A 12922-nucleotide genomic window follows, 5' to 3' on the forward strand; every position below is an offset into this window, starting at 1 on the left:
ATCATGTGCAAAACGTGCAAACACACAGCGGTGTCCGCATTCGATTTCGGCGCATTGATAATCAGTCCGGCCTGAAAAGGTCGGGGAGCTGATTATCGGATGATTACATTCTCCAGCATCAAAGCCTCGGATTGAGTTGAAAGGTATTTACGGGGTGAATGATAACATCGGGTCACTGTATGTGTATACCCAGGGCTGAAAAGTGTGATCCCGGTAGGATCACACGGTACCGTTTTTTATATTTTTATCGATTTCAGCCTGCGGCTTTCCGAAAAGATAGCCCTGTACGAGATCGCAGCCCAGCGCCTGAAGCCTTTCAAGCTGCGCTTCGGTTTCCACACCTTCTGCAATGACCCGCATATTCAGGCTCTTCGCCATGCCGGTAATCAGTTTAACGATATTAAGCGCATCGTCTTGGGTGGATATTGGATTCACAAAGGATTTATCAATTTTAATTTTATCAAAATTGAGTTCACTCAATCTTGAGAGCGAGGAATAACCCGTTCCGAAATCATCAATGGAGATTTTTACCCCCAGCGATCTGAGCTTTTTGAGAATAGTGAGCGGCGTGTTGCTGTCACTGAAGAGCGAAGACTCCGTAACTTCCAGCTCAAGGCGGCTGGCCGGCAGGCCTGTCTCTTTCAGGATGGACTGAACCATTGCAGTAAATGATTTAGTGCCCAGCTGAACAGGGGAAACGTTTACCGAGATTCTGGCCGGAACCGCCCAGGAAACCGCCTCCCGGCAGGCAAGTTCCAGCACGTTTTTGCCGATCTCGTTGATCATTCCTGTTTTTTCAGCAACAGAAATAAAGTAATCAGGTGACAAAATCCCCTTCACCGGGTGCATCCAGCGAATAAGCGCTTCATAGCCGTAAATTTCATTGCTGAATGAATCGACAATAGGCTGGTAATAAACAACGAATTCATGGTTGTCGATCGCGAGAGCCATATCATGCTCAAGGGTTCTGCTTTCCTGCAGCTTCTGCAGCATCCACTGACGAAAGACTTTTATCTGCTGGGAGCCCTCTTTTTTGGCTTCGTAGAGGGCCAGATCGGCAAATTTATAGAGATAATCAGAGCGCCGTTCATTATCAGATAAAACGATACCGACACAGGTGGCAATTTTTATCAGCTGGTTATTGATCGTATAGGGCAGACTGATGTGAGCGCTGATCTCTTTGGCGCGCGACACCGCCGCGCTCTCGGTCAGGCCGCTGGAGAGAAGTGCAAACTCGTCACCGCCCAGGCGGTAAAACGTATCCGTCGCGTTGCTCATTGAGGTAAGCCGTCGGGATACCTGATTCAACAGTAAATCGCCGGCGTCATGGCCATAGGTATCGTTGACCTCTTTGAAGCGGTCTAAATCAAATAACATCACCGTCACAGGGATGTGGTCTTTATCCGCCTCAAGGTTAATTTTATTGAGATCGTCCCAGAAGAATAGACGGTTTTTCATGCCGGTGAGGGAATCATGATACACATCGTATTCCAGCTTCGAATTCTGAATTTGCAGCGTCTCTTTTGACAGCTGAAGTTCGTCAGCAAGGGTTTTAACCTGCATGTGGGCTTTAAGAATATTTTTATTCTGATAGATCATTAAGAACCCCAGAATAAAGCTTAGTATCACCAGAAGTAACGAAAGTGCGGAGTAGATATAATAAAGTATCTGTATTTTATGGTTGGATTCATTAATCGTGTTAATATCTTTTGTTAAGGCGGTCGAAGAGAGTTGACTGAGCGGCGCATCGAGCTGGTGCATATATGCCAGGTACGTTTTTAACTCTGCATGGCTCATTTTTTCCAGGTTGCTGTCCAGATACGCCAGTATTTCTTTCAGGCGTGCAGCGATCTCTTGATGCGTTTTATCGCTCGCAATATAGCGGCCTAAATCTCCCCCGTTCAGTAACTCGCCCTGGCTAAGCATTATTTCGAGACGCATGCGGGCCTGGTCTATCGTAACGTCATCGGTATCGGTTGCGTATAGACCAAGCCATGATTCAAATCGGTAATACTCAGATACCAGTTGAGCCACGGACCAGGACTCAGTGTAGTGAGTCAGTTTTTGCAGCTCTTGCTGACGATCGTAAACAAGAAATGCAATATATCCCGTCGTGATAAAAAGAGAAAAAATGATACCAACCAGTATCCTGTTCATTATGTTCTCCTGAACTGCTATTCAATCTTCATTTTGCTAACCTGCCATGCTGAACGCGAGTAATAAATTTGATTATTCAACTCAGGAAGACTGTCATAAGGGTATACAATGAATGATGGGCCTTTATCGCGGATACGCATATATTCGCCATTAATTTTTAAGGCAAGAATCGCGTTATATTTTTTAAAATCGCTGAGAGGAATAGCGGTAGCGTAATCATTAAGGGCAATAACGTTAACGACAGAACCCTTTGCGCCAACATAATCCATGAGTTTGTTCATTGGAACACCCTCAAACTTCGTTCGGCCCGTATACCAGGGGGACGTCGTCTCGAAACTCACCATCCCGAGTTTTTCAAGGCTTGCGAGATCAAACACTGCTTTTCCATCTTCGTTAGTATTTTCTATATTCCCGTAAATCGTCAAAATAGGTTTTCCCGTGGGTTTCGGCAGTTCACCCGCCCAGGCTAAACTCTGAACCAGACAGCATACCAACATTAGGATTAATCGCATTATGGCCTCCACTTTTGCACAGAAGTATATGAATTATAATTTAGTTATCACAGTAGTTTATGTATTTTATTGAGTCGCTATTACTTCTGTACTCTCATGATGGGTAAGTGCAATGGAATCAATGAGTTATGTGGTTCTGGAAGAGTGATTTGCATCACATACAACGCCTCTTTTTTTTGAGGCACGCTACACTTACTTGAATAAACTCTCTTACGTTTAAAAAACGATCGTTTTAATTGAGCGTTATTTCCTCATCTCGAAGAATGTACCTGTGATGGGCAGGTAAAAAAAACGCCACCCAATGGGCGGCGTCGTCATATTTAGCGGTTGTCCAGCGTAGTGCACCGTTACTTTTTCGTGCCCGGTGAAGCACTGAGCGGCAAACGCCATAGCTCGTAGCGTTCATGACCGGGCTTGACCGCGCCAGCAAAGTGGTCATTAAGGCTGCTTGAGGTGAAGACCAGGTCACCGTCCGGACGAATAGCCGGCGTGTCTGGCCAGCGTACGGCTTCATTTGCAGCAATAAGCGACATTGTACGGGTCTTCGGATCATACCGGACAATGCCGTTGCGGGTGACGTCCGTAATATAGAGGTTGCCCTTTGCATCGGTCACCAGACCGTCCGTGTTACCTCCCACCGTACCCAGATTCTGAATTTGCCCGGCAATCTGCGCATCGGTTGAGCCCTGCTGCTTCAGAACGGCGGTCGGGAGCGCGTACGCATGTGTTCCCGTTGTTACCGTCCAGTACAATGTCTCTGCATCGGGAGAAAGCGCAATCCCGTTGATGCCAATCAGCAGCGGTTTACCCGGCCACACTTCCGCACCGTGGGAGACGACTTTTACGCCGGGTTCAATCTGCAGGGCAGGGTGGCGATCCAGCACGCGTCGGGCTGTACCGGTGGTGAAATCCACAACGATCAGACCAACGCGGTTTTCAGGCGCACTTCGCGATCCGCTGTCGGAAATGTATGCGATACGATGATCCTCATCGACAACGACATCATTGAGGAAGCTCGCCTTACGGTCAGCCACGCCGTCCAGGGGGATCCGTTTAACCGTGCGGCCCGAGTCGAGATCCAGCACGACGAGCTTCTGCGAGCCAGCGGGGGATTCCGCTTCTCCCGCGACGAACCCCATATCCAGCGCCCATAACCAGCCGTTCTTACGATCAACATAAAAGCCGAGCACGTTGCGCAGGTTCCGGTCGGGAGCAGAATCTACCGCATTACCCTGGCGGGACGGAAATGCCGTCAGGCGCGCGGGGCCCGACTGCGTGCGGGTATCCAGAATGCTTAACGTGGCGGGCGCACTGGCTGAAACCAGTCGCGGCATGCTGACAAAGGCGCGGCCCTTTGCATCAAAGTGAATACCGGCGATTGGGGCATTAACCGACCCGGAAAAAAGCGCCGGCTGCCCGTTCTCTGGTGAATCCCAGCTTACGCCTGAATAGCTGCGCCAGCGTTCAAGAGGCAGTTGATTTGCCGCGCTGGCGCAGCTTGCGAAAGAGAACAATGCCGCCATCGCAATGGCGGAGAAAGTACGGGTAGATTGGGACATACATGCTCCGGTGAAGAGAGTAAGAAGCGGCGTCTTAATCCGGTATCAAAGAATGGAGCGGAACGTGCCGCCCTCGACGCGTACCGCAGCTCCGTTAGAGGCTGCGCCGAGTGGGCTTGCCAGCAGCGCGACCATAGCGGCTATCTCGTCAGCCTCGATCATGCGTGCGATCAGCGAGCTGGGGCGGTAGGTCTGGAAGAAATGCGCTTCGATCTCCTGGTCTGTCATGCCCGGTTTGGGGGCGGTCTGGCGCAGGTAGTCGATGATGCCGTCAGAGCGGGTTGCGGAAGGTAGTACGCTGTTGACCGTCACGCCCGTGCCCTTTGTCAGCTCGGCCATTCCTCGCGATACGGCCAGTTGAGCCGATTTGCTGACGCCGTAATGCACCATGTCAGGCGGCGTGAAAGCCCCCACTTCGCTGGACATAAAAATCACCCGGCCCCAGTTGCGGGCAAGCATGCGTGGGAAGTAATGGCGGGAAAGACGCACCCCGGACATCACGTTAATGTTGAACATACGCAGCCACTCTTCGTCGGTTATGTCGGCGAAGGCTCTGGCTTCATAAAAGCCCAGGTTGTTGATAAGGATATCGGTATCCGGGCAGGCCTTGAACAGCGCTTCTGTACCCTCAGCGCTCGCCAGATCGGCGACAACGGCGGATACCTGCGCCTGGGGAGCCGCGTGGGTTATTTTCGATACTGCATTTTGTAATTTTTCCCGATCGCGTCCGGTAATCGTAACGGCAACGCCTTCGCGCGCCAGCGTGCCGGCGATAGCCAGCCCAATTCCTGCGGTAGCTCCAGTGACAAGTGCGGTCTTACCAGTGAGTTGAAGATCCATAATTTTTGCCTTTTGGTGATGAGAGCGGTCACTTTACTCATCGCCCAATCGGAGATAAATTAGCGAAATTGAAAAACATTTGTTCCTGAAAGAGCAAAATGAGCAGAAAATTCGATTATCTCGGCGATGTTGAAGTCTTCATTACTGTCGTTGAACATGGCTCATTTACCGCGGCTGCGGTTGCCCTTTCAACCACCCCTTCAGTCCTGAGCCGCGCGGTGTCCCGCCTTGAAGTGCGTCTTGGACGACAGCTATTACAGCGAACCACACGCCGCGTGGGGCTAACGGAAGCCGGACGGATTTATCTTGAGCAGGCACGTTCTGCTTTTTCCCTGCTTGATGAGGCCGAACGCGATGGCCGGGGGCAGGGGGGCGATCTGACCGGCCGGGTACGGATCAGCGTCCCGACCACGTTCGGACACTATTGCCTGCCGCCCTTGCTGTCTCGCTTTTCCCGGCACTATCCGCGCGTTAAGGTGGAGCTGAACATCACCAATCGCAACGTAGACCTGATAGCCGAAGGATTCGATCTGGCTATTCGTCTGGGTCAAATGCCTGACAGTGGATTCGTCGCGCGTAAACTGCAGGATGCGGCACTGCTTTTGGTCGCCTCGCCCGCTTACCTTCAGCGGATGGGAATGCCGCAAACGCTGGATGAACTGCAGCAGCATATGTGTCTGCCTTTTATCATGCCGCGTACGGGCCGCATTGCCCCCTGGGTATTTCGCATGGGCGAACGCGATGTGGACTGGCTTCCGGCTTCCACCATCGAAACGTCAGATGATGTTCTTGGCGTGGTATCGCTGGCTGAATGCGGGATGGGGATCTGTCAGAGCTATGAGTTTATCGTTCGTGAGCGGATACAGCGCGGCCAGCTCGTTGAGGTGCTCCCGCAACTGCGCGGACGTTCGCGGCCTTTCTCGCTGATTTATGCGCCACACCGACGTCAGTCGGCAGCCACCCGGGCCATGATCGATCTTCTGACCACGGAACCATGACGCGGGTGTCTCCGTCATGAAAAAAGCGTCTTATTCTTAACCCGCCTCCAGCATCCCAAAACTCACAATTCGCGAGCGTCCCAGCTCTTTCGCCCGGTACAGGGCCACGTCCGCGGCGCGCAGCAGGTTGTCACTCTCGGCATGCTCTGGATAGCTGGCGATACCTATAGAGACATCCACCGGCCCAATCTCGGTCAGCCCGTAGCGAAGCGACAGACCATGCACGCCGTTGTAAATCTTCTGCGCGCAGGCGTGCGCCTCTGCTTCACCGGCACCGGGAAGCAGAACCAGAAACTCCTCGCCCCCGTAGCGGAATGCCAGCCCGCCGTCGTGCGCGGCCCGCTGAACAATCGTCGCCACGTTTTTGATTACCCCATCGCCGGCCTCGTGACCAAAGCGATCGTTAATGCTCTTAAAGTGATCGATATCGATCATCATGCAGCTTAACGGCTCGCCGTTGCGCACGGCCTGCGTCATTTGCGTGTGCAGGGTGTCTTCCAGATGATGACGATTACGCAGGCCGGTAAGCGGGTCAAACAAGGCTTTTTCCAGCAGCGCGTCGCGCAGGCGCTGATTCGCCAGCGCCAGTCCGAGCGCCTCGGCCATCAGTTCCAGATACGCGCGTGCAGGGGCATTTTCCGGTGTGATGTTCTGGAACGAGAGCAACCCAATGGCCTCGCCCTGGGCGATAAGCGGTACGCACAGCGCGCTTTCCGCCTGTGACGCCGGGAGATGATAGCAGGCGACATCCGGCTCACCGTTAACCGGCGGGTGGCTCTGACCGCGACGCACGGCCCAGCACGCATCGGGGTGGAACGTGGTCTCATCATCTGCCGGTGAAAGCCACTGGGCGACGCAGCGCATTTGCCACGGATCGCGGTCAAAAACGTAGATCCGGCCCGCTATCCCCGGCGCGATATTGGGCGCAAACTGCTCCGCCACGTTAATCACGTCTTTAAAATTTTCACACCCCTGCAGCCGCTGCGTCATGCGCGCCAGCAGCTCGCGGATGGCCCAGTCGGCATCGCGCTCTTTTTCCAGGCGCTGCCGCGCAAGGCCATTTTCGCGGAAGATGCGGATGGCCTGAGCCATATCGCCTATCTCATCAACCTGGGTGAAATTCGGGGGTTCGACGGCATAATCCTGTGATGCCAGACGATGAACCACGTCGCTCAGGCGAACCACCGGGCGCAGCACGCGGCGCTTGAGGATAAAGCCCATCACAAACAGGAAGAGCACGGCGGTCAGTCCGACCATCACCTCAGAAGCGGTACGAAGCGCTTTGGACGTTCTGGTGGCAGCCTGCACGTCGGCAATAATGCGTTTGTCCAGCAGCATGCGAAAGCGGTCGATATTACTCTGCGCCCGCTCTAGTTCCAGTTCATAACTTTTACCGAAGAGTAGCGCAACGGCTTGCTGTTCCTCGCCGCGGGCGATGCCGTCAATGGCTGCCTGCTGCTCATCCTGCAGTTCGTCAACAATCTTCAGTCCGTCATACAGCAGCGCCAGCTCCTCACCCGATGCCCCCGTGTTTTTGAGCTGTTGCAGCGTATGTTCAATATTCTTCAGTTCAGCTTCTTTTGCCTGATATTTTTCCAGCACATCAGGCTCTTTTTTGATGGCGTAAAGTCGCGCCAGATCAGAGAGCATCCAGGTGTCTATTTCAATCTCTTCCGTAAGCTGATCAAAGGTTTGTCGTTGTTTAACGGCCTCACGTTCTATGTTGTCGGCATGGGAAGCCATCAGCATGACGATGCCGGAGGCAATGGTCAGGCATACCGTGACCCCGTAAGCCCAGTTTGTGATCGTGGCGATTCGCACCTGATGGTTTCCTCTACGACAAAATGGAAAAGCGTACTTATCAAAGTATAGAAAACCTCTGATTCAAGGCGAAAAAAAAGGCGGCACAGTGCCGCCTTTCAGAACGTCCGTTCTTACAAATCTGGAGAGTTTTTTCCCTCTTCGATGAAATCCGCGTCCAGCTCTTCGGCATTGCCCGCGTGATCGCGGCCGGAGAAGAGGTTCCAGCAGGCGATAAACAGCGCGGCAATGAGCGGCCCAATCACAAAGCCGTTAATGCCGTACAGCTCCATACCGCCGAGGGTGGTGATCAAAATCAGGTAGTCCGGCATTTTGGTGTCTTTCCCCACCAGCAGCGGGCGCAGGATATTGTCCACCAGCCCGACGATAATCACGAAGAAGCCAACAATAAACAGCCCCTGCCAGAGCTGGTGCGTGGCGAACAGGTAGATGGCGGCCGGCACCCAGACAATCGCCGAGCCGACGGCGGGGACCAGCGAGAGGAACGCCATCAGCGCGCCCCAGAGCACGCTGCCGTCGATGCCCGCGATGGCAAACGCGATCCCGCCGAGCGTGCCCTGAACGACGGCCACCACCGCCGTCCCTTTCACCGTCGCCCGGGAGACGCCGACGAACTTGGCGAACAGGTGCTGCTTAACGAAATCAGACAGCGGCAGGGAGTCGAGGATCTGGCGCACCAGATACGGCCCATCCTTCAGCAGGAAGAACAGCAAATAAAGCATGATGCCGAAGCTAATCGCAAAGCCAAACGTCCCTTTGCCGATCAGGAACGCGCTGCCCGCCAGATACTGCCCGCCCTGCAGCGCGACGTCGGACAGTTTTTTCTGAATCTGCGCCGCGTTGGTCAGGTTGTGATCCGCCAGGAAGCCGCTGGCCCAGTCCGGGAGGTGGTTGAAGATGCTCGCCACCACTTCCGGGAATTGGGTGTTGTTCTCCTGAAGCTTCGTGTAAACCACGTTCAGCTCAATGGCGAGCGAGGAGAGGATCACCATCAGCGGGATGAAGACGATCAGGCAGATAATGCCAATCGTCAGCAGCGAGGCCAGCCCGTTGCGATCCCCCAGCGCGGCGCGCAGTTTGTTTTTTACCGGGTTGAAAATGACGGTCAGAATAGCGGCCCACAGTATCGCGGAGAAGTAGGGCGACAGCACGTCGAAGAAGGCCCAGGTCACAAGGGCGAGAATGAAAATAAAGAAACCTTTGGTCAGTCCGTTAAAGCGCATCAGTCAGTCCTGGTTACTAATAAACTGTGTCGACTATAGAACCGATTACGAGAATTACCAACCCGGCGGCCAGTGGAGCAATATCGCGGTATGAATTTAGCACTTTCGACTGACCGTAAATCGCACGCTCCCGCACCATGCTGTGAGTATCTGCTTGCGGAGGTGCTTATGGCCTGGCGTCCCATTCTTTATGTGATCCTCACGACCCACCCCAGACTCAGCGCGCGACGCGCACGTTTGCGTCTGGTCATCTAGCTTTTTATTAACAATCGCGGTATAACACCTTCTTTGGATGTTTAGATGTCCATACGTATAGAAGGTAATATGCAAACACAACAAGAAAATGGACAGCTTAAGCGCACCATGAAAACACGCCACCTGATTATGCTCTCGCTGGGCGGCGTGATTGGGACAGGGTTATTCTTCAATACCGGATACATCATTTCCACCACCGGTGCGGCAGGCACGCTGCTGGCGTACCTGATCGGCGCGCTGGTGGTCTGGCTGGTGATGCAGTGTCTGGGCGAGCTCTCCGTGGCGATGCCGGAAACCGGCGCGTTCCACGTCTATGCCGCCCGCTATCTTGGCCCGGCGACGGGCTACACCGTGGCGTGGCTCTACTGGCTCACCTGGACGGTGGCGCTCGGGTCGAGCTTTACCGCCGCTGGGTTCTGCATGCAGTACTGGTTCCCGCAGGTGCCCGTCTGGGCGTGGTGCGTGGTCTTCTGCGTGGTGATTTTCGGCCTTAACGTCATCTCCACGCGCTTCTTTGCCGAAGGGGAATTCTGGTTCTCGCTGGTGAAGGTCATCACCATCATCGCCTTTATCATCCTCGGCGGGGCGGCGGTCTTTGGCTTTATCCCGATGCAGGACGGTTCACCCGCGCCGGGCTTAAGTAACCTCACCGCCGAGGGCTGGTTCCCGCACGGCGGCCTGCCGATCCTGATGACCATGGTGGCGGTGAACTTTGCCTTCTCCGGGACCGAGCTTATCGGCATCGCGGCGGGTGAAACGGAAAATCCGCACAAGGTCATTCCGGTTGCGATCCGCACCACCATCGCGCGGCTGATCATCTTCTTTATCGGCACCGTGTTTGTGCTGGCGGCGCTGATCCCGATGCAGCAGGCGGGCGTGGAAAAGAGCCCGTTCGTGCTGGTGTTTGAGAAGGTCGGCATTCCTTATGCGGCTGATATTTTTAACTTCGTGATCCTGACGGCGATCCTCTCGGCGGCGAACTCCGGCTTATATGCGTCCGGGCGCATGCTGTGGTCGCTCTCGAATGAGAAAACGCTCCCGCGCTGCTTTGCCCGCGTGAACAAAAACGGCGTGCCGCTGACGGCGCTCTCGGTTTCCATGCTCGGCGGCGTGCTGGCGCTGTTCTCAAGCGTGGTGGCCCCGGACACGGTGTTTGTCGCGCTCTCGGCCATTTCTGGCTTTGCGGTGGTGGCGGTGTGGATCAGCATCTGCGCGTCGCACTTCGTCTTCCGTCGTCGCCATCTGCAGTCCGGCCAGCCGCTCTCTGCGCTGCAGTACCGCGCGCCGTGGTATCCGCTGGTGCCGGTGCTCGGTTTTATCCTCTGCGTGGTGGCCTGCGTCGGCCTGTGGTTTGACCCCAGCCAGCGCATTGCCCTTTATTGCGGGCTTCCGTTCGTCGCCCTGTGTTATGGTGCCTACTACCTGACCCGAAATATGACATCGCAGGAGCCTGAACATGTCGCAGAATAATCCGCTTACCGCCATCCTTGAAAAACAGCCGTTTGTGGTGCTGGATGGCGCAATGGCAACGGAGCTGGAAGCGCGCGGCTGTAACCTTGCTGACAGCCTCTGGTCGGCCAAAGTGCTGGTGGAAAATCCGGATCTTATCCGTGAAGTGCATCTTGATTACTACCGCGCGGGCGCGCAGGTGGCGATCACCGCCAGCTACCAGGCCACGCCTGCGGGCTTTGCGGCACGCGGTCTGGACGAGGCGCAGTCCCGCGCGCTGATTGGCAAAAGCGTGGAGCTGGCGCGCAAGGCGCGCGAAGCGTACCTGGCGGAAAATCCGCACGCGGGTACGCTGCTGGTAGCGGGCTCCGTTGGGCCTTACGGCGCGTATCTGGCGGATGGCTCAGAGTATCGCGGCGACTACGTGCGCAGTGCCGAAGAATTCACAGAATTCCACCGCCCGCGCGTGGAGGCGCTGCTGGACGCGGGTGCAGACCTGCTGGCCTGCGAAACGCTGCCGTCGTTCACGGAAATAAAGGCGCTGGCCGCGTTGCTGACGGCGTATCCCCGCGCCCGGGCGTGGTTCTCCTTCACCCTGCGCGACAGCGAGCACCTGAGCGACGGCACGCCGCTGCGGGAGGTGGTTTCTTCTCTGGAGGGCTATCCGCAGGTTGTCGCGCTGGGCATCAACTGTATCGCGCTGGAAAACACCACGGCGGCGCTGAAGCAGTTGCAAAGCCTGACGGCGCTGCCGCTGGTGGTCTACCCGAACTCGGGCGAGCATTATAATGCGGTAACCAAAACCTGGCACCACCACGGCGAAGCGTGCGAGACGCTGGCGGGGTATCTGCCGCAGTGGCTGGCGGCGGGAGCGAAGTTAATCGGCGGATGCTGTCGCACCACGCCGAAGGATATTGCTGAGCTGAACGCGCAGCGCTGAGGTTTAATGCGAGCAGTGAACAATCCCCTCGCCCCTTTGGGGAGAGGGTTAGGGTGAGGGGAAAAACCAACTGCACAATACTGACTATCCTTTCCCGCTTTTTTTCTAAAAACGAATCGTCATTAGCGATTCTTTTTTATTCCTTTATCAAAATTCCCGCGCCGGAAATACTGCCCTCATAACAACAAGGGGAGCAGGCATTATGGCAATTTCATCGCGAATCACACTTCTCGGCGCGCTGGCGCTGTGGGCATTTCAGGCGCAGGCGGTGGACGTTACCGTTGCGTATCAAACCTCGGCGGAGCCGGCGAAGGTTGCGCAGGCGGACAACACCTTTGCGAAAGAGAGCGGCGCGAACGTCGACTGGCGCAAGTTCGACAGCGGCGCGTCCGTCGTGCGTGCGTTAGCGTCCGGCGACGTGCAGATCGGCAATATCGGCTCCAGCCCGCTGGCGGTCGCGGCCAGCCAGCAGGTGCCGATTGAGGTTTTCCTGCTTGCCTCGCAGCTCGGTAACTCTGAAGCGCTGGTGGTGAAGAAAAACATCACCAAACCGGAAGACCTGATCGGCAAGCGCATCGCCGTGCCGTTTATCTCCACCACCCACTACAGCCTGCTGGCGGCGCTCAAACACTGGGGCATCAAGCCGGGTCAGGTGCAAATCATCAATCTTCAGCCGCCGGCGATTATCGCCGCCTGGCAGCGTGGGGATATTGACGGGGCCTACGTGTGGGCACCGGCAGTGAACGAGCTGGAAAAAGACGGCACCGTGCTGACCGACTCCGAAAAAGTGGGCCAGTGGGGCGCGCCGACCCTCGACGTGTGGGTAGTGCGCAAAGACTTCGCCGAGAAGCATCCTGAGGTGGTGAAAGCCTTCGCCAAAAGCGCGATTGCTGCCCAGCAGCCGTACATCAGCAATCCGGATGAGTGGCTGAAGCAGCCCGCCAACCTGGAAAAACTCTCCCGCCTGAGCGGCGTGCCGGAAGCGGACGTGCCGGGGCTGGTGAGGGGCAATACCTATCTGACCCCCGCGCAGCAGGTGCAGCAGCTGAACGGGCCGGTGAGCAAAGCGATTGTGGATACCGCCACCTTCCTGAAAGAGCAGGGCAAAGTGCCCGCGGTGGCGGCGGATTACAGCCAGTACGTCACTGACCGCTTTGTGAAATAAGGA

10 protein-coding genes are annotated in these 12922 nt (G+C 55.5%); 4 read left to right on the forward strand and 6 right to left on the reverse strand.

Annotated features, from left to right (window positions below):
- Window positions 1-219 precede the first annotated feature (219 nt).
- From OSH03_RS16105 to OSH03_RS16120, 4 genes are all read right to left on the reverse strand, one after another.
- Complete coding sequence (locus OSH03_RS16105) at window positions 220-2157, reverse strand: GGDEF domain-containing phosphodiesterase (protein ID WP_266179572.1); 1938 nt, start codon at window positions 2155-2157, stop codon at window positions 220-222.
- A gap of 17 nt (window positions 2158-2174) precedes the next feature.
- Window positions 2175-2669, reverse strand: coding sequence for a putative pterin-binding protein (locus tag OSH03_RS16110; RefSeq protein ID WP_061099091.1), 495 nt, complete (start codon window positions 2667-2669; stop codon window positions 2175-2177).
- Window positions 2670-3016: 347 nt separating this feature from the next.
- Complete coding sequence (locus OSH03_RS16115) at window positions 3017-4228, reverse strand: L-dopachrome tautomerase-related protein (protein ID WP_266179573.1); 1212 nt, start codon at window positions 4226-4228, stop codon at window positions 3017-3019.
- 45 nt (window positions 4229-4273) lie between these two features.
- Window positions 4274-5068, reverse strand: a complete 795-nt coding sequence (locus OSH03_RS16120; RefSeq protein WP_266179574.1) for an SDR family NAD(P)-dependent oxidoreductase — start codon at window positions 5066-5068, stop codon at window positions 4274-4276.
- 98 nt (window positions 5069-5166) lie between these two features.
- On the opposite strand from OSH03_RS16120, the gene OSH03_RS16125 reads away from it, so the two are divergent.
- Window positions 5167-6066 (forward strand): LysR family transcriptional regulator, encoded by a 900-nt coding sequence (locus OSH03_RS16125; RefSeq protein ID WP_266179575.1) that lies wholly within the window; start codon window positions 5167-5169, stop codon window positions 6064-6066.
- Between the two features lie 36 nt (window positions 6067-6102).
- Here the strand turns inward: OSH03_RS16125 and OSH03_RS16130 are convergent, their stop codons facing one another.
- Both OSH03_RS16130 and OSH03_RS16135 read right to left on the reverse strand, forming a co-directional pair.
- Window positions 6103-7887, reverse strand: coding sequence for a diguanylate cyclase (locus tag OSH03_RS16130; protein ID WP_061099087.1), 1785 nt, complete (start codon window positions 7885-7887; stop codon window positions 6103-6105).
- A gap of 113 nt (window positions 7888-8000) precedes the next feature.
- Window positions 8001-9110 (reverse strand): AI-2E family transporter, encoded by a 1110-nt coding sequence (locus OSH03_RS16135; RefSeq protein WP_248094539.1) that lies wholly within the window; start codon window positions 9108-9110, stop codon window positions 8001-8003.
- A gap of 324 nt (window positions 9111-9434) precedes the next feature.
- Here OSH03_RS16135 and mmuP point away from each other — a divergent pair, with 324 nt between their 5' ends.
- From mmuP to tauA, 3 genes are all read left to right on the forward strand, one after another.
- A complete protein-coding gene (gene mmuP, locus OSH03_RS16140; protein ID WP_041911121.1) occupies window positions 9435-10835 on the forward strand; it encodes an S-methylmethionine permease in 1401 nt (466 codons plus the stop codon).
- Window positions 10822-11754, forward strand: a complete 933-nt coding sequence (gene mmuM / locus OSH03_RS16145) for a homocysteine S-methyltransferase (protein ID WP_266179576.1) — start codon at window positions 10822-10824, stop codon at window positions 11752-11754. The genes mmuP and mmuM overlap by 14 nt, the downstream gene beginning before the upstream one ends.
- A 202-nt stretch (window positions 11755-11956) precedes the next feature.
- Window positions 11957-12919, forward strand: a complete 963-nt coding sequence (gene tauA, locus OSH03_RS16150; RefSeq protein WP_266179577.1) for a taurine ABC transporter substrate-binding protein — start codon at window positions 11957-11959, stop codon at window positions 12917-12919.
- Window positions 12920-12922 lie beyond the last annotated feature (3 nt).

Source organism: Enterobacter nematophilus (genome assembly GCF_026344075.1).
GTDB classification, from domain to species: Bacteria; Pseudomonadota; Gammaproteobacteria; order Enterobacterales; family Enterobacteriaceae; genus Enterobacter; species Enterobacter nematophilus.

Bases quoted from the DNA above. Each gene is read 5' to 3' on its own strand.
- OSH03_RS16105 (WP_266179572.1), bottom strand. From the start codon at position 2,157: ATGAACAGGATACTGGTTGGTATCATTTTTTCTCTTTTTATCACGACG.
- OSH03_RS16135 (WP_248094539.1), bottom strand. From the start codon at position 9,110: ATGCGCTTTAACGGACTGACCAAAGGTTTCTTTATTTTCATTCTCGCC.
- OSH03_RS16115 (WP_266179573.1), bottom strand. From the start codon at position 4,228: ATGTCCCAATCTACCCGTACTTTCTCCGCCATTGCGATGGCGGCATTG.
- mmuP (WP_041911121.1), top strand. From the start codon at position 9,435: ATGCAAACACAACAAGAAAATGGACAGCTTAAGCGCACCATGAAAACA.
- OSH03_RS16110 (WP_061099091.1), bottom strand. From the start codon at position 2,669: ATGCGATTAATCCTAATGTTGGTATGCTGTCTGGTTCAGAGTTTAGCC.
- OSH03_RS16125 (WP_266179575.1), top strand. From the start codon at position 5,167: ATGAGCAGAAAATTCGATTATCTCGGCGATGTTGAAGTCTTCATTACT.
- mmuM (WP_266179576.1), top strand. From the start codon at position 10,822: ATGTCGCAGAATAATCCGCTTACCGCCATCCTTGAAAAACAGCCGTTT.
- OSH03_RS16120 (WP_266179574.1), bottom strand. From the start codon at position 5,068: ATGGATCTTCAACTCACTGGTAAGACCGCACTTGTCACTGGAGCTACC.
- tauA (WP_266179577.1), top strand. From the start codon at position 11,957: ATGGCAATTTCATCGCGAATCACACTTCTCGGCGCGCTGGCGCTGTGG.